Source organism: Streptomyces sp. DH24, from assembly GCF_029813775.1.
Lineage (GTDB): Bacteria > Actinomycetota > Actinomycetes > Streptomycetales > Streptomycetaceae > Streptomyces.
The window spans coordinates 148,427-163,457 of record NZ_JARVKW010000001.1 but is presented as its reverse complement, the minus strand read 5'-3'; the positions used below and the strand labels follow the sequence as shown (position 1 = coordinate 163,457).

The 15,031-nt window shown below is 70.9% G+C and carries 18 protein-coding genes; 14 read left to right on the top strand and 4 right to left on the bottom strand.

What is annotated here, in order from left to right; all coding sequences use genetic code 11:
• Positions 1 to 23: 23 nt before the first annotated feature.
• The 3 genes from QC282_RS00780 to QC282_RS00770 all read right to left on the bottom strand — a co-directional run bounded on the left by QC282_RS00780 (position 24) and on the right by QC282_RS00770 (position 2,748).
• Entirely contained in the window at positions 24 to 800 is a 777-nt protein-coding gene (locus QC282_RS00780) for an ABC transporter permease (RefSeq protein ID WP_279547155.1), read from the bottom strand.
• A 180-nt stretch (positions 801 to 980) separates the two neighbouring features.
• Positions 981 to 1,904, bottom strand: coding sequence for an ABC transporter ATP-binding protein (locus QC282_RS00775; protein ID WP_279547154.1), 924 nt, complete (start codon positions 1,902 to 1,904; stop codon positions 981 to 983).
• Positions 1,905 to 1,935: 31 nt separating this feature from the next.
• Entirely contained in the window at positions 1,936 to 2,748 is an 813-nt protein-coding gene (locus tag QC282_RS00770; protein WP_279547153.1) for an AAC(3) family N-acetyltransferase, read from the bottom strand.
• Positions 2,749 to 2,909: 161 nt separating this feature from the next.
• Between QC282_RS00770 and QC282_RS00765 the strand changes: the two genes are divergently transcribed.
• The 11 genes from QC282_RS00765 (at position 2,910) to dapD (ending at position 11,872) form a co-directional block, all read left to right on the top strand.
• A complete protein-coding gene (locus QC282_RS00765) occupies positions 2,910 to 3,689 on the top strand; it encodes a transcriptional regulator (RefSeq protein WP_279547152.1) in 780 nt (259 codons plus the stop codon).
• Positions 3,686 to 5,107: a Fe-S cluster assembly protein SufB gene (gene sufB, locus QC282_RS00760; RefSeq protein WP_279547151.1), complete on the top strand. Its 1,422-nt coding sequence runs from the start codon at positions 3,686 to 3,688 to the stop codon at positions 5,105 to 5,107. The genes QC282_RS00765 and sufB overlap by 4 nt, the downstream gene beginning before the upstream one ends.
• Before the next feature lie 57 nt (positions 5,108 to 5,164).
• Positions 5,165 to 6,349: a Fe-S cluster assembly protein SufD gene (gene sufD, locus QC282_RS00755; protein ID WP_279547150.1), complete on the top strand. Its 1,185-nt coding sequence runs from the start codon at positions 5,165 to 5,167 to the stop codon at positions 6,347 to 6,349.
• Positions 6,346 to 6,675, top strand: a complete 330-nt coding sequence (locus tag QC282_RS00750) for a non-heme iron oxygenase ferredoxin subunit (RefSeq protein ID WP_279547149.1) — start codon at positions 6,346 to 6,348, stop codon at positions 6,673 to 6,675. The genes sufD and QC282_RS00750 overlap by 4 nt, the downstream gene beginning before the upstream one ends.
• Before the next feature lie 7 nt (positions 6,676 to 6,682).
• Positions 6,683 to 7,450: a Fe-S cluster assembly ATPase SufC gene (sufC, locus tag QC282_RS00745; protein ID WP_279547148.1), complete on the top strand. Its 768-nt coding sequence runs from the start codon at positions 6,683 to 6,685 to the stop codon at positions 7,448 to 7,450.
• An 88-nt stretch (positions 7,451 to 7,538) separates the two neighbouring features.
• The gene (locus QC282_RS00740; RefSeq protein WP_279547147.1) at positions 7,539 to 8,795 is read left to right on the top strand and encodes a cysteine desulfurase; all 1,257 of its coding nucleotides are present in this window, start codon (positions 7,539 to 7,541) and stop codon (positions 8,793 to 8,795) included.
• A 55-nt stretch (positions 8,796 to 8,850) separates the two neighbouring features.
• Positions 8,851 to 9,318 carry a Fe-S cluster assembly sulfur transfer protein SufU gene (gene sufU, locus QC282_RS00735; protein WP_279547146.1) on the top strand — a complete coding sequence of 156 codons (468 nt, stop codon included), beginning with the start codon at positions 8,851 to 8,853 and terminating at the stop codon, positions 9,316 to 9,318.
• Positions 9,315 to 9,647 (top strand): metal-sulfur cluster assembly factor, encoded by a 333-nt coding sequence (locus QC282_RS00730; protein WP_279547145.1) that lies wholly within the window; start codon positions 9,315 to 9,317, stop codon positions 9,645 to 9,647. The genes sufU and QC282_RS00730 overlap by 4 nt, the downstream gene beginning before the upstream one ends.
• 125 nt (positions 9,648 to 9,772) lie before the next feature.
• Entirely contained in the window at positions 9,773 to 10,093 is a 321-nt protein-coding gene (locus QC282_RS00725) for a multidrug efflux SMR transporter (protein WP_279547144.1), read from the top strand.
• The gene (locus QC282_RS00720) at positions 10,090 to 10,635 is read left to right on the top strand and encodes a TetR/AcrR family transcriptional regulator (RefSeq protein WP_279547331.1); all 546 of its coding nucleotides are present in this window, start codon (positions 10,090 to 10,092) and stop codon (positions 10,633 to 10,635) included. The genes QC282_RS00725 and QC282_RS00720 overlap by 4 nt, the downstream gene beginning before the upstream one ends.
• Before the next feature lie 247 nt (positions 10,636 to 10,882).
• Positions 10,883 to 11,872: a 2,3,4,5-tetrahydropyridine-2,6-dicarboxylate N-succinyltransferase gene (gene dapD, locus QC282_RS00715; RefSeq protein WP_279547143.1), complete on the top strand. Its 990-nt coding sequence runs from the start codon at positions 10,883 to 10,885 to the stop codon at positions 11,870 to 11,872.
• A gap of 272 nt (positions 11,873 to 12,144) precedes the next feature.
• On the opposite strand, the gene QC282_RS00710 is transcribed toward dapD, so the two are convergent.
• Positions 12,145 to 12,465, bottom strand: coding sequence for a 4a-hydroxytetrahydrobiopterin dehydratase (locus QC282_RS00710; RefSeq protein ID WP_279547142.1), 321 nt, complete (start codon positions 12,463 to 12,465; stop codon positions 12,145 to 12,147).
• Positions 12,466 to 12,769: 304 nt separating this feature from the next.
• Between QC282_RS00710 and QC282_RS00705 the strand changes: the two genes are divergently transcribed.
• The 3 genes from QC282_RS00705 to QC282_RS00695 all read left to right on the top strand — a co-directional run bounded on the left by QC282_RS00705 (position 12,770) and on the right by QC282_RS00695 (position 15,024).
• The gene (locus QC282_RS00705) at positions 12,770 to 12,997 is read left to right on the top strand and encodes a hypothetical protein (RefSeq protein ID WP_279547141.1); all 228 of its coding nucleotides are present in this window, start codon (positions 12,770 to 12,772) and stop codon (positions 12,995 to 12,997) included.
• Between the two features lie 249 nt (positions 12,998 to 13,246).
• Entirely contained in the window at positions 13,247 to 13,804 is a 558-nt protein-coding gene (locus QC282_RS00700) for a SigE family RNA polymerase sigma factor (RefSeq protein WP_279547140.1), read from the top strand.
• Entirely contained in the window at positions 13,801 to 15,024 is a 1,224-nt protein-coding gene (locus QC282_RS00695; protein WP_279547139.1) for a WD40 repeat domain-containing protein, read from the top strand. The genes QC282_RS00700 and QC282_RS00695 overlap by 4 nt, the downstream gene beginning before the upstream one ends.
• The last annotated feature ends 7 nt before the right edge of the window (positions 15,025 to 15,031 follow it).

Here is a 15,031-nt window from a genome sequence, read left to right as displayed (position 1 = left end):
AGGGTCCCGGTCCGGCGCCCGGCCTACTCCCAGCGGAAGAACCTGCCGGCGGCGGCCAGCCCCGCGACCGCCCACACCGCCAGGATCGCCAGGTTGCCCCAGGGCATGCCCGCCCCGTGCTGGAGCACGTCGCGCAGGCCGTCGGAGAGCGCCGAGATCGGCAGCAGGCCGAGGACGTCCTGCGCGCCGGACGGGAACTTCTCCAGCGGCACGATCACGCCGCCGCCGACGAGCAGCAGCAGGAACACCAGGTTCGCGGCGGCCAGCGTCGCCTCGGCCCTGAGCGTGCCCGCCATCAGCAGGCCGAGTCCGGAGAACGCCGCGGTGCCCAGCACCAGGAGCAGCAGCACGGCGAACGGGTTGCCGTGCGGCGACCAGCCCAGCGCGAAGGCGATCACCGTCAGCAGCACGATCTGCAGCACCTCGGTGACCAGCACGGACACCGTCTTGGCGGTCATCAGGCCCCAGCGGGGCAGGGGCGAGGCCGCCAGCCGCTTCAGCACGCCGTAGCGGCGCTCGAAGCCCGTCGCGATGGCCTGCCCCGTGAACGCGGTCGACATCACGGCGAGCGCCAGGACACCGGGCGTGAGGAAGTCGACGGCCTCACCGGAGCCGGTGTCGACGATGTCGACGGTGCTGAACAGGACCAGCAGCAGCGTGGGGATCACGACGGTCAGCAGCAGCTGCTCGCCGTTGCGCAGCAGCATCCGCGTCTCCAGCGCGGCCTGCGCGGCGATCATCCGGGGGAGCGGGGCGGCCCCGGGGCGAGGGCTGTACTGACCGGTACCGGTGGCGGTCATGAACGCGGCTCCTTGCCTGTCAGCTCCAGGCTGTGCTGTCCCGGGGGGCGACCCCCGGACCCCCGGCCGATCCCGGTGCGGGCGCCAGTCATGAACGCAGCTCCTTGCCTGTCAGCTCCAGGCTGTGCTGTCCCGGGGGGCGACCCCCGGACCCCCGGCCGATCCCGGTGCGGGCGCCGGTCATGAACGCAGCTCCTTGCCTGTCAGCTCCAGAAAGACGTCTTCCAGTGTGTGCCGTTCGACCGAGATGCGGTCCGGCATCACGCCGTGCTGCGCGCACCACGAGGTGACCGTCGCCAGCAGTTGCGGGTCGACCTTGCCGGTGACGCGGTACGAGCCCGGCGTCAGCTCGGCGGCCGAGGAGTCGGCGGGCAGCGCCTTGAGCAGGGAGCCGACGTCCAGGCCGGGGCGGCCGGTGAAGCGCAGGGTGTTCTCTGCGCCGCCGCGGCACAGCTCCTCGGGGGCGCCCTGGGCGACGACCCGGCCGGCGTCGATGATCGCGACGTCGTCGGCGAGCTGCTCGGCCTCGTCCATGTAGTGCGTGGTGAGGATCACGCAGACGCCGTCGGCGCGCAGGTCCTTCACGAGGTCCCAGGTGGCGCGGCGGGCCTGCGGGTCGAGGCCGGCGGTCGGCTCGTCCAGGAACACCAGCTCGGGCCGGCCGACGACGGCCATGGCGAGCGCGAGCCGCTGCTGCTGGCCGCCGGACAGGCGCCGGTAGGTGGTGCGGCCGCAGGAGCCCAGCCCGAGGCGCTCGATCAGCGCGTCGACGTCGAGGGGGTTCGCGTGCAGCCTGGCGACGTGCCGCAGCATCTCGTCGGCCCGCGCCGCGGAGTAGACGCCGCCGGACTGGAGCATCACGCCGATGCGGGGCCGCAGCTCGGCGGCCTGGCGCACCGGGTCGAGGCCCAGGACGCGCACCGTGCCGGCGTCCGGTTTCCGGTAGCCCTCGCAGGTCTCGACGGTGGTCGTCTTGCCCGCCCCGTTGGGGCCGAGCACGGCGGTGACGCCCGTCCGGGCCACCAGGTCGAGGCCGTTCACCGCGGTCTTCGTGCCGTACCGCTTCACCAGGGCCTGGACCTGGACCACGGGCTCACTTCGCATGGTTCCAGAGTCTAGGTAGGGGGCCGTGCCCTCAGACCGGCGGGTTGAGGAGTTCCTCCTCACGGGGCCGGTGCAGGAGCAGCCAGCGCTCCGCGTAGGCCACGGCGTCCGCCACCGGGAACAGCCGTACGTCGGCGGCGCCGGCCTTGCCCCGGACGACGGGACGGTCCCGCTCGAAGTCGTGGCCCAGCTCGTCGAACCGCTCCGAGGTGATCGACACCTCGGTGACCACCTCCCAGCCGTCCGGTGCGGGCCGCCCGACCCGGACCAGCGGGGAGGGGGTGCGGTACTCGGCGAGGTGGAAGCTGGTGCAGGCGTTGTACCCGGCGCCGAGCAGCAGCACCCGGGCGCCCAGCCGCTCCAGCTTCGCGAGGGGGCTGCGGGGACCGAGCCGGCAGTCGGTGGCGTGCCCGCCGACGATGTCGGCCGCGCGGGGGCCGACGGCCGCGAACGACGTCTGCGGGTGGGCGCTGCGCAGCGCGCCGGGCCAGGTGCGGACGGTCTCGGGGACGACGCCGACCCCGCGGCTCGGTGTGGTCAGGGGGTCGTAAGCGGGCATCGTGGCCCGGATGGTCTCCCACCATGCGCGGGGCACCGCCGGGTCGCGCCACAGGGCCGGGTCGGAGAGCTCGCCGGTCTGGGTGGGCACCACCAGCGTGCCGTCCGGGCCGAGCGCGTCGAGCAGCGCCCGGACGACCGCGACCGGCCCTCCGCAGACCCAGCCGAGCGAGCTCAGCGAGGTGTGGACGAGGAGGGTCTCACCGGGGCGGACGCCCAGTTCGCACAGGTCCGCGTGGATCGTGCCGCGTGTGACAAGAGGGCCGGTCGGAGGGGGTGTGGGCATGTTCCGGGAGTGTCCCGGACGGGCCCGCGCGGCGCCACCGGTTTGATCGATCAATGATCGTTCCCGCAGGTCATCTTAGGTTTACCTAAGTGATGCAGGGCACCATGGAGCGACCCGGACGCGGCTTGTCAGGCTCTGAGGAATTACGCAACAATGGCGTTGTGAAAAACGTCGGTGAGGCTCGGGCGACCCCCACGGGGACCCCTCAGGAGGAGCTGGCGACCGGGGAGCGTTCGACGCGCAACCGAGTCGCGCGGTCCATCCTGGACCACGGCCCGTCCACCGTCGCCGAACTCGCCGGGCGCCTCGGCCTCACCCAGGCCGCCGTCCGCCGCCACCTCGACGCGCTGGTCGCCGACGACGTGATCGAAGCCCGTGAGCAGCGGATCTACGGTGCGCGCACGCGCGGGCGCCCCGCCAAGGTCTTCGCGCTCACCGACTGCGGGCGCGACGCCTTCGACCAGTCGTACGACAAGCTCGCCGCGGACGCCCTGCGCTGGATCGCCCGGCAGGAGGGCGGGGAGCAGGCGGTCGCCGCCTTCGCCCGCGCGCGCATCGCCGACCAGGCGAAGGCGTACCGCAAGGCCGTCGAGGCCGCCGCGCCGGACGAGCGCACCGAAGCCCTCGCCAAGGCCCTCAGCGCGGACGGGTACGCTGCTACCGCACGCAGCGCCCCCCTCCCGCAGCAGGGCGAACAGCTCTGCCAGCACCACTGCCCGGTCGCCCACGTCGCCGAGCAGTTTCCGCAACTGTGCGAGGCCGAGACGGAATTTTTCGCCGAGCTGCTCGGTACGCATGTGCAGCGGCTGGCGACCATCGCGCACGGCGACGGCGTCTGCACGACGTTCATCCCCGCGGCGTCGAAGAAACCGGCGCCCCCCAAGATTTCCAACGCCACACGTAACGCATCTGCAAGCACGGCCGGGAGGAACCCCGCATGACTCTCCCCACGGAGACTGCCCACCCTGAGCTCGAGGGCCTGGGCAAGTACGAATACGGCTGGGCCGACCGGGACGAGGCCGGTGCGTCGGCGCGTCGCGGCCTGAACGACGACGTCGTCCGTGACATCTCCGACAAGAAGTCCGAGCCGGAGTGGATGACGAAGCTCCGTCTCAAGGGCCTGCGGCTCTTCGAGAAGAAGCCCATGCCGAACTGGGGTTCCGACCTGTCGGGCATCGACTTCGACAACATCAAGTACTTCGTGCGCTCCACCGAGAAGCAGGCCGCTTCCTGGGAGGAACTGCCCGAGGACATCAAGAACACGTACGACAAGCTCGGCATCCCGGAGGCGGAGAAGCAGCGCCTCGTCGCCGGTGTCGCCGCCCAGTACGAGTCCGAGGTCGTCTACCACCAGATCCGCGAGGACCTGGAGGAGCAGGGCGTCATCTTCCTCGACACCGACACCGCGCTGAGGGAGCACCCCGAGCTCTTCAAGGAGTACTTCGGCACGGTCATCCCGGTCGGTGACAACAAGTTCGCGTCGCTGAACACCGCCGTGTGGTCCGGCGGCTCCTTCATCTACGTGCCGCCGGGCGTCCACGTGGAGATCCCGCTCCAGGCCTACTTCCGCATCAACACGGAGAACATGGGCCAGTTCGAGCGGACCCTGATCATCGTCGACGAGGGCGCCTACGTGCACTACGTCGAGGGCTGCACGGCCCCGATCTACAAGTCGGACTCGCTGCACAGCGCCGTGGTCGAGATCATCGTCAAGAAGAACGCCCGCTGCCGCTACACGACCATCCAGAACTGGTCGAACAACGTCTACAACCTGGTCACCAAGCGCGCAGTGGCGTACGAGGGCGCGACCATGGAGTGGATCGACGGCAACATCGGCTCCAAGGTGACGATGAAGTACCCGGCCGTCTACCTGATGGGCGAGCACGCCAAGGGCGAGACCCTCTCCATCGCCTTCGCCGGCGAGGGCCAGCACCAGGACGCCGGCTCCAAGATGGTCCACATGGCGCCGAACACGTCGTCCAACATCGTGTCGAAGTCCGTGGCGCGCGGGGGCGGCCGTACCTCCTACCGCGGTCTGGTGGAGATCGGCGAGGGCGCCCACGGCTCCAAGTCGAACGTGCTGTGCGACGCGCTGCTGGTGGACACCATCTCCCGCTCCGACACGTACCCGTACGTGGACGTCCGCGAGGACGACGTGTCCATGGGCCACGAGGCCACCGTCTCCAAGGTCTCCGAGGACCAGCTCTTCTACCTGATGAGCCGCGGCCTCAGCGAGTTCGAGGCGATGGCGATGATCGTGCGCGGCTTCGTCGAGCCGATCGCCAAGGAGCTGCCCATGGAGTACGCCCTGGAGCTCAACCGGCTGATCGAGCTGCAGATGGAAGGCGCGGTCGGCTGATCGCCGGCGCCGCCCAGCAAGCCACTTACGCAACGGAAAGCGAGCACTACGACAGCCATGGCTGAGGCTCAGAATCTCCCGGTGGGATCCACCACCGCCGGCTCGGTCGCGGTGGCCGCCGAGTCGACCGTCGCCACGCGCATGAGCGCGCCCCCGTCCTTCGACGTGACGGACTTCCCGGTCCCGCACGGCCGCGAGGAGGAGTGGCGGTTCACCCCGCTGGAGCGGCTGCGCGGCCTGCACGACGGCACCGCCGTCGCCACCGGCACCGGCGTGAAGGTCGACATCCAGGCCCCCGAGGGCGTCACCGTCGAGACCGTCGGCCGCGACGACGCGCGGCTCGGCAGGGCGGGCACCCCCGTGGACCGCGTCGCCGCCCAGGCGTACTCCGCCTTCGAGAAGGCCTCGGTCGTGACCGTGCCGAAGGAGACCGTCCTCACCGAGCCGATCCGCATCGCGGTGCACGGCGAGGGCGGCGTCGCCTACGGCCACCAGGTCGTCGAGCTGGGCGCGTTCGCCGAGGCCGTGGTCGTCATCGACCACACCGGTGACGCCGTGCTCGCCGCCAACGTCGACTACGTCCTCGGCGACGGCGCCAAGCTGACCGTCGTCTGCGTCCAGGACTGGGACGACAAGGCCGTGCACGTGGGCCAGCACAACACCCTGATCGGCCGCGACGCCTCCTTCAAGTCGGTCGTCGTGACCTTCGGCGGTGACGTGGTCCGGCTGCACCCGCGCGTGTCGTACGCCGGTCCCGGCGGCGAGGCCGAGCTGTTCGGCCTGTACTTCACCGACCGGGGCCAGCACCAGGAGCACCGCCTCCTGGTCGACCACAACGTCCCGCACTGCAAGTCCAACGTCGTGTACAAGGGCGCCCTCCAGGGCGAAAACGCCCACGCCGTGTGGGTCGGCGACGTCCTCATCGAGGCCGCCGCCGAGGGCACCGACACGTACGAGATGAACCGCAACCTCGTGCTGACCGACGGCGCCCGCGTCGACTCCGTGCCCAACCTCGAGATCGAGACCGGCGAGATCGTCGGCGCCGGCCACGCCTCGGCGACCGGCCGCTTCGACGACGAGCAGCTGTTCTACCTGATGGCCCGCGGTATCAAGGAGCACGACGCCCGCCGTCTGGTGGTCCGCGGCTTCTTCGCCGAGCTGGTCCAGCAGATCGGTGTCCCGGACATCGAGGAGCGCCTGCTCGGCAAGATCGAGGAGGAGCTGGAGGCGTCGGTCGCATGACCTTCGTACGCGCCTGCGGACTCGGCGAGCTTCAGGAGGACACCCCGAAGCGGGTGGAACTCGACGGCACGCCCGTGTCCATCGTGCAGACCGAGGGCGAGGTGTTCGCGATCCACGACATCTGCTCGCACGCGAACGTGTCGCTCTCCGAGGGCGAGGTCGACGACTGCCACATCGAGTGCTGGCTGCACGGCTCGCGCTTCGACCTCCGTTCCGGCAAGCCCGACAGTCTTCCGGCGACGCGCCCCGTTCCCGTATACCCCGTAAAGATCGAAGGGGGCAGCGTCCTCGTTGACGTACGCGCCTCCGTCACCCAGGAGTCCTGAGGCACCCATGGCAACGCTTGAAATCCGAGACCTGCACGTCACCGTCGAGGTCGAGAACGGCACGAAGGAAATCCTCAAGGGTGTCGACCTCACCGTGAAGCAGGGCGAGACGCACGCCATCATGGGCCCCAACGGCTCCGGCAAGTCGACCCTCGCCTACTCCCTCGCGGGTCACCCCAAGTACACGATCACCGGCGGCACCGTCACCCTCGACGGCGAGGACGTCCTGGAGATGTCCGTCGACGAGCGCGCCCGCGCCGGCCTGTTCCTCGCGATGCAGTACCCGGTCGAGGTCCCCGGCGTCTCGGTCTCCAACTTCCTGCGCACCTCCGCCACCGCCATCCGCGGCGAGGCCCCCAAGCTGCGCACCTGGGTGAAGGAGGTCAAGGAGGCCATGGAGCGCCTCAACATGGACCCGGCCTTCGCCGAGCGCAACGTCAACGAGGGCTTCTCCGGCGGTGAGAAGAAGCGCCACGAGATCCTCCAGCTGGAGCTGCTCAAGCCGAAGATCGCGGTCCTCGACGAGACCGACTCCGGCCTGGACGTCGACGCCCTGCGCGTCGTCTCCGAGGGCGTCAACCGCGTCCGCGAGACCGGCGAGGTCGGCACCCTGCTGATCACGCACTACACGCGCATCCTGCGCTACATCAAGCCCGACCACGTGCACGTCTTCTCGGCCGGCCGCATCGTCGAGTCCGGCGGCGCCGAGCTCGCCGACAAGCTGGAGGAAGAGGGCTACGAGGCCTACACCACGAAGGGTGGCGCATCCCAGTGAGCGACGCACGCGAGGCCACCGGCCCGCGGATGCCCTGCGACCCGCAGGCGCGCCTCGCGGGCGGAGTGGCGAACGAAAGGGGCGGGGCGTGACACAGCTGCCGGGCCTCCTCGACACCGAGGCGATCCGCAAGGACTTCCCGATCCTGGACCGCCAGGTCCACGACGGCAAGAAGCTCGTGTACCTGGACAACGCGGCGACCAGCCAGAAGCCGCGCCAGGTGCTGGACGCCCTGAGCGAGTACTACGAGCGCTACAACGCCAACGTCCACCGCGGTGTGCATGTGCTCGCCGAGGAGGCCACGGCGCTGTACGAGGGCGCGCGCGACAAGGTCGCCGAGTTCATCAACGCGCCCAGCCGCGACGAGGTGATCTTCACCAAGAACGCCTCCGAGTCGCTCAACCTCGTGGCGAACATGCTGGGCTGGGCCGACGAGCCCTACCGCGTGGACTCGGACACCGAGATCGTCATCACGGAGATGGAGCACCACTCCAACATCGTGCCGTGGCAGCTGCTCGCGCAGCGCACGGGCGCGAAGCTCCGCTGGTTCGGCCTCACGGACGACGGCCGTCTGGACCTGTCCAACATCGACGAGGTCATCACGGAGAAGACGAAGATCGTCTCCTTCGTGCTGGTGTCGAACATCCTCGGCACGCACAACCCCGTCGAGGCCATCGTGCGCCGGGCGCAGGAGGTCGGCGCGCTGGTCTGCGTCGACGCCTCCCAGGCCGCGCCGCACATGCCGCTGGACGTGCAGGCCCTCCAGGCCGACTTCGTGGCCTTCACCGGCCACAAGATGTGCGGCCCGACCGGCATCGGCGTCCTGTGGGGCCGCCAGGAGCTGCTGGAGGACCTGCCTCCGTTCCTCGGCGGCGGCGAGATGATCGAGACCGTGTCGATGCACTCGTCGACGTACGCCCCGGCTCCGCACAAGTTCGAGGCGGGTACGCCGCCGATCGCGCAGGCGGTCGGTCTGGGCGCGGCGATCGACTACCTCGACTCGATCGGCATGGACAAGATCCTCGCCCACGAGCAGGCCCTCACCGAGTACGCGGTCAAGCGGCTCCTGGAGGTCCCGGACCTGCGCATCATCGGCCCCACCACGGCCGAGGACCGGGGCGCCGCGATCTCCTTCACGCTCGGGGACATCCACCCGCACGACGTGGGCCAGGTCCTCGACGAGCAGGGCATCGCGGTCCGGGTCGGCCACCACTGCGCCCGGCCGGTCTGCCTCCGGTACGGAATTCCTGCGACCACGCGAGCGTCGTTCTATCTGTACTCCACGCCGGCGGAGATCGACGCGCTCGTCGACGGCCTGGAGCACGTACGGAACTTCTTCGGCTGAAGGGCCGGCTGAAGCAGGTGGCGGGACGCTTGGCAGAGACGCGAGGTTGATTGGTGTGAAGCTGGATTCGATGTACCAGGAAGTCATCCTGGACCACTACAAGAACCCGCACGGGCGGGGCTTGCGGGATGGCGACGCCGAGGTGCATCACGTCAACCCGACGTGCGGTGACGAGATCACGCTGCGCGTGAAGTACGACGGCACGACCATCAAGGACGTCTCGTACGAGGGACAGGGCTGCTCCATCAGCCAGGCCTCCGCCTCCGTGCTGAACGACCTCCTCGTCGGCAAGGAACTGGCCGAGGCGCAGAAGATCCAGGAGACCTTCCTGGAGCTGATGCAGTCCAAGGGCCGGATCGAGCCCGACGACGCGATGGAGGAGGTCCTGGAGGACGCGGTCGCGTTCGCCGGGGTCTCCAAGTACCCGGCGCGGGTGAAGTGCGCCCTCCTGAGCTGGATGGCGTGGAAGGACGCGACGGCCCAGGTGCTGGGCGGAGCCGACGCCGAAAGGAAAACGGCATGAGCGAGACCGTTGGGATGAAGCCGGCCACGGAGGAAGAGGTCCGGGAGGCGCTGTACGACGTGGTCGACCCCGAGCTGGGCATCGACGTCGTCAACCTCGGTCTGATCTACGGCATCCACATCGACGACGCGAACATCGCGACGCTCGACATGACCCTGACGTCGGCGGCCTGTCCGCTGACGGACGTGATCGAGGACCAGGCCAAGTCCGCCACGGACGGCCTCGTCAACGAGCTGCGGATCAACTGGGTCTGGATGCCGCCGTGGGGCCCGGACAAGATCACGGACGACGGCCGCGAGCAGCTGCGGGCGCTGGGCTTCAACGTCTGAGCCAGTCCGCAGGCGGCGCGTACGCGCGCTGAGCGCGAAGGCCCCGGTTCTCCGACCGGGGCCTTCGCGCTGCGCCGGGCCGACGTATATGTACGCCCGTACACACCATGTGTACGCTCGTCCACATGGGATACCTGCTGCTCGCCGGGGCCATCGCCGCCGAGGTCGGCGCCACGACCGCGATGAAGTACAGCGACGGCTTCAGCAGGCTGTGGCCGTCGCTGCTGACCGCGATCGGGTACCTCGTCTCCTTCGCGCTGCTCGCCCAGACGCTGAAGACCGTCTCCGTCGGCACGGCCTACGCGATCTGGTCCGGCGTGGGCACGGCGGCGATCGCCACGATCGGCATCGTGTTCCTCGGGGAGGGCATGACCGCCGCCAAGGCGGCCGGCACGGCCCTGATCATCGTCGGCGTCGTGGTGCTGAACATGGGAGGCGCGCACTGAGGCCCCGGCGCCACGACCCCGAGCGGCGTCAGAGGATCATCGACGCGGCGATCCAGGTCGTGGGAGACAAGGGCCTCGCCGGGCTGAGCCACCGCTCGGTCGCCGCCGAGGCGGACGTCCCGCTGGGCTCGACCACGTACCACTTCGCGACCCTCGACGAACTGATGGTCGCCGCGCTGCGGCAGGCCAACGAGGGCTTCGCCAAGGTGATCGCCTCCCGCGGCGGCCTCACCGACCCGGGCACCGACCTGGCCGCCGAACTGGCAGGCCTGATGGGCGAGTGGCTGGCCGGCGACCGCACCGGCGTCGAGCTGGAGTACGAGCTCTACCTCGCGGCCCTGCGCCGCCCCGCCCTGCGCCCGGTCGCCGCCGAGTGGTCCCGCGACCTCGCCGCGCTGCTGGCCCGCCGCACCGACCCGGTCACGGCCCGCGCCCTCGTCGCCGTCCTGGACGGCATCTGCCTCCAGGTGCTGCTGACGGGCGTGCCGTACGACGAGGGGTACGCACGGGAGGTGCTGGGGCGGGTGTTGGGGGAGGGGTGAGGAGGGAGTGGTTGGGGACGTCCAGGTGTGGCGTGGGGCTGGGGTGCGCTGTGTGGGCGGTGAGTGGAGGGGCCGCGGGGCGCCGGTGGCGAGGTGGCGCAGGCGTTGAAGGCCTGGGCGTCGAGCGCCGAGGTGGTGTGTCGGCAGCCGGGCTGACACGCGCGTGACGGCCCGGACGGGACCGGAGCGTGAGACGGGGAGGGGCACCGGTTCGCACCTCCGAAGCCCGTCACGTTAGGTTTCCCCTATGACCGACACGACTGCACCTCGCACCACCGGCGCCGTTGCCGCCGGCCTTGCCACCATCGCCGCCGACGGCACCGTTCTCGACACCTGGTTCCCCGCGCCCGAGCTGGTCGCGGAGGCCGGTCCCGCAGGCACCGAGCGGCTGTCGGCCGAGCGTGCCGTGGAACTGCTCGGCGAAGGCGCCGCCAAGGCGATCGGCCCGGACGCCCGCCGCGGCGTCGAGGTGGTCGCGGTCCGCACGGTCATCTCCTCGATCGCCGAGAAGCCGGTCGACGCCCACGACGTCTACCTGCGCCTGCACCTGCTGTCGCACCGCCTGGTCAAGCCGCACGGCCTGAGCCTGGACGGCATCTTCGGCCACCTCGCCAACGTCGCCTGGACCTCCCTCGGCCCGGTCGCCGTGGACGACGTCGAGCGGGTCCGCCTGAACGCGCGCGCCGAGGGCCTGCACCTGCAGGTGACGTCGGTCGACAAGTTCCCGCGCATGACCGACTACGTGGCCCCGAAGGGCGTCCGCATCGCCGACGCCGACCGGGTCCGCCTGGGCGCGCACCTCGCCGAGGGCACCACGGTCATGCACGAGGGCTTCGTGAACTTCAACGCCGGCACGCTCGGCACGTCGATGGTCGAGGGCCGCATCTCGGCGGGCGTCGTCATCGGCGACGGCTCCGACATCGGCGGCGGCGCGTCCACCATGGGCACGCTGTCCGGCGGCGGCAACGTCATCATCTCCATCGGCGAGCGCTGCCTGATCGGCGCCGAGGCGGGCGTGGGCATCGCGCTGGGCGACGAGTGCGTGGTCGAGGCCGGCCTGTACGTCACCGCGGGCACCCGCGTCACGATGCCCGACGGCCAGATCGTCAAGGCCCGCGAACTCTCCGGCGCCTCCAACATCCTCTTCCGCCGCAACTCGGTCACGGGCGCGGTGGAGGCCCGGCCGAACAACGCGGTGTGGGGCGGGCTGAACGAGGTGCTGCACAGCCACAACTGATCGGCGGGGGCGGTGACTTGGGGTCGCCGCCCCGGTCGCGTCCTGACGTACCACTGAGGTGTCGGTGGCTGTCGGCGGTGGTTTTTGTCGAGCGCCCTTCCATGGCCCGGGTGGCCGGGGAGGGCGCTCGTGTGTGGAGGGAACGGAAGCCGACCGGGTGCCGGACCGCGCGCGGTGAGAGGTGCGGGCCACCTTGAGATCGGTGGGACGGTTGTCACTCATCCTGCGGCAAGGAACCGCGACCACCAGTGGCCGGCGGGCCGCAGTCCAGTTCAGCCGGCGAGCGGTTCCGCCCCGTGTGCCTGAGCCACGGCGTCGATGCGTTGGGCCAAGTCGAAGTCGGCAGCCGTCAGTTTGTGGCCGGCGTCGTGGGTGGTGATGGCGAAGCGGACTCGGTCCCAGCGCAGGTCGATGTCGGCGTGGTGGCCGACGAGGCGTTCGATGTCCGCGACGTGCACGATCATCGCGACGCCGCCGTGGTAGCGGATGCCGAACGTGCGCGTGATCTCGTCACCCACGCGGCGCCAGCCGGGCGCGTCGCGCAGGGCCGACTCGATCTCCTCCTCGGTCAACGGCACTGGCGCCTCTGCCATGTTCAGCTCTCCTTGCTCACGGGCGTCAAGGCGTTCCGAAGGTTCCGGTCGACGGGGGCATCCTGCCATGGGCTCATGGCTTGCCGGAGAGTTCGCGGCTCCCTGCGGCATGCGGGCGTCTCGCGGCCGCAGCCCAACCGTCCGTAACGTGCTCCACTCCCCGCCGACGAATATCTCAAGATCACATTCGGGTCACCCCCCGTGACCTCCCCCCACCTCCCGCTGATGAACCAGTCACACAGGTCCGATCAAAAGCCGAATCCGGTCGGACCGCAGGACACCGACAGGAACGAGGGGTCGAACGATGGCGAACGAGCGGATGCGGGGCGCGTGGTGGCGGGTGACCGGGGTGTTGGCGGTTGCCGTGGCGGTGTGCTGGGTGCCGGCCGGGGCCGCGCACGCCGACGAGAGCAACAGGGGGTCGCACAACGGGCACCGGTTCGGGCTGGTCAACATGGGGCAGGTCGACGATCCGATGGAGGACGTGCTGGAGCATGTGCTGCTGGTGGGCGGCCGGCACAGCTGGGGCTGATCCCCGCGCCCCGCCCTCACGTGGCGCCACGCCCTCCGCATGTTCCGCCCGCTCCGCGTCACGGGGCCCGGGTTCGTACGTACCGCGCAGGGAGACGCACCGGCGTGGACGTGCGGGCCCCGGACCATGCGCGCGACATCCCCCGTGGCACCTTTCTTTCCGGATGTGGCATAGCCACGCCTCCCCGCGCGCGTCTCAAGAGGGCGCAGGGGGCGGGCATCAGGTCCGCCCGGAGAAGAGAAGGTGACGATGGATGCCGAGGCACAGGAGAGTTTCCGCCAGTTCGTGGCGAACCGGTCGTCCGCGTTGCTGAGGACGGCCGTCCTCCTGACCGGCGGCGACCGGCACGCCGGTGAGGATCTGCTGCAGAACGCCCTGATCAAGGCGGCCGGACGCTGGAACCGCATCGACGAACCCGAGGCGTACGTACGGCAGATCCTCTACCGGCAGCAGGTCAGCCGCTGGCGGCTCAAATGGCCCCGGCGTGAACTGAGCGTCGCCGAGCCGCCCGAGGCCGGCGCCGGACCGGACGGCACCGCCGCCGCCGAACTGCGCCTGGTGCTGCGCGGCGCGCTGGCCCGGCTCACCGCCCGGCAGCGCACCGTACTCGTGCTGCGCTACTTCGAGGACCTGCCCGAGGCCGACGTGGCCCGCGTCCTCGGCTGCTCGGTCGGCACCGTACGGTCCACCACCCACCGTTCCCTGGCCCGGCTGCGCGCCCTCGCGCCCGAACTGGCCGCCCTCGGACCGGACGCTTCCGCCCGGCCCTCGTCCCGTGACCACTCGCCCGTGGAGGTGCGGCCGTGAACGTCGAGGAACTTCTGCGTGACACGCTGCGCGAGCAGGCCGGCGAGCAGGTGCCGGCCGGGCCCGGGTTCGCCGACCGGGTGCTGGCCGCCCGCCGTCGCCGCCGTGGCCGGCGCCTCGCGTCCGTCGCCGCCGCCACGGCCGCGGTGGTCGCCGTCGCCGTGGCGGTGCCGCTGCTGGACTCCGGCAAGGACGACGTGCGCCCCGCCGGCGTCGTGGAACCGGACGGCATCGGCGCCCACCCCGACCAGTCGCCGCCGCGCGACATGATCGCCGCCGGGCGCGTGGCGCTCGCCGCGTACTGGACGGCCCGGACCGTGCCACGGGCCGGGGACGCCGACACGGCGGTCTTCGAGCGGACCTACCGGCTCCTCGACCCGAGGACCGGCACGTACGAGAAGGACTCCCGCTGGTCCCGCGTCGCCGTGGCCCCCGGCCTGCGCACCGCCGCCGTGCTGGAGAGGGACCTGCCCGTCCGGCGGATCGGGCTGCTCGACCTGGCCAGTGGCCAGGTCGAGCGGTGGGTCCCGGTCGACCACGCCGTCGGCGGGCTCGCCTTCTCGGCCGACGGGACGAAGCTCGTCGCGACGACGTACGACGGGCACCCCGACGAGCTTCGGCGGCTGGACGGCGACCAAGGGTCCGACTGGGGTCCGCTGTTCGGCGGTTCGACCCGCACCGGTTTCACCGTCCTCGACGTGGCGTCCGGCACGGGCACCTGGGTCGCCGTCCCGCGTGACCGCCACACGTACAACGGCCAGGACTTCGCCTTCGGACACGGCGGACGGACGGTGTACTGCCAGGTGGTCGGCGAGCGCGACGGGCTCTCGCGGTTCTACGACCTCGCGGGCAACGAGATCGCCGCCCCGGCGAACGAGCGGCACCTGCGGTCCGACGTCGGCGCCCGGCTGTCCCCGGACGGCACCCTCGCCGCCTGGGGGCTGACGAAGGAGGTCGCGCCCGGCAAGTCGTACTCCTCGATCCGCGATCCCCGCACCGGCAAGGAGATCGCCAAGGTGCGCGGGGGCCGACTGCTCGCCTGGGTCGACGACAAGCGGCTGATCGCCTGGGAGCGGGTCACGGGTCTGGAGGAGCCGTACCGGCCCCGGCTCGTGCTCGTCACGATCGGCAGCGACAAGGTCGTGCCGCTGAGCGGGGTCCGCGAGCAGGACACGGACATGAGCCGGCACGGGTGGGAGCCCGTCTTCGCCGAACGGTGATCCATCG

Excerpts from the sequence above, each read along its gene's own strand:
- QC282_RS00705 (WP_279547141.1), top strand. The coding sequence starts at position 12,770 with ATGGCGAACGAGCGGATGCGGGGCGCGTGGTGGCGGGTGACCGGGGTG.
- QC282_RS00775 (WP_279547154.1), bottom strand. The coding sequence starts at position 1,904 with ATGCGAAGTGAGCCCGTGGTCCAGGTCCAGGCCCTGGTGAAGCGGTAC.
- QC282_RS00750 (WP_279547149.1), top strand. The coding sequence starts at position 6,346 with ATGACCTTCGTACGCGCCTGCGGACTCGGCGAGCTTCAGGAGGACACC.
- QC282_RS00710 (WP_279547142.1), bottom strand. The coding sequence starts at position 12,465 with ATGGCAGAGGCGCCAGTGCCGTTGACCGAGGAGGAGATCGAGTCGGCC.
- sufD (WP_279547150.1), top strand. The coding sequence starts at position 5,165 with ATGGCTGAGGCTCAGAATCTCCCGGTGGGATCCACCACCGCCGGCTCG.
- QC282_RS00730 (WP_279547145.1), top strand. The coding sequence starts at position 9,315 with ATGAGCGAGACCGTTGGGATGAAGCCGGCCACGGAGGAAGAGGTCCGG.
- QC282_RS00700 (WP_279547140.1), top strand. The coding sequence starts at position 13,247 with ATGGATGCCGAGGCACAGGAGAGTTTCCGCCAGTTCGTGGCGAACCGG.
- QC282_RS00725 (WP_279547144.1), top strand. The coding sequence starts at position 9,773 with ATGGGATACCTGCTGCTCGCCGGGGCCATCGCCGCCGAGGTCGGCGCC.
- sufC (WP_279547148.1), top strand. The coding sequence starts at position 6,683 with ATGGCAACGCTTGAAATCCGAGACCTGCACGTCACCGTCGAGGTCGAG.
- QC282_RS00770 (WP_279547153.1), bottom strand. The coding sequence starts at position 2,748 with ATGCCCACACCCCCTCCGACCGGCCCTCTTGTCACACGCGGCACGATC.
- QC282_RS00780 (WP_279547155.1), bottom strand. The coding sequence starts at position 800 with ATGACCGCCACCGGTACCGGTCAGTACAGCCCTCGCCCCGGGGCCGCC.
- sufB (WP_279547151.1), top strand. The coding sequence starts at position 3,686 with ATGACTCTCCCCACGGAGACTGCCCACCCTGAGCTCGAGGGCCTGGGC.
- dapD (WP_279547143.1), top strand. The coding sequence starts at position 10,883 with ATGACCGACACGACTGCACCTCGCACCACCGGCGCCGTTGCCGCCGGC.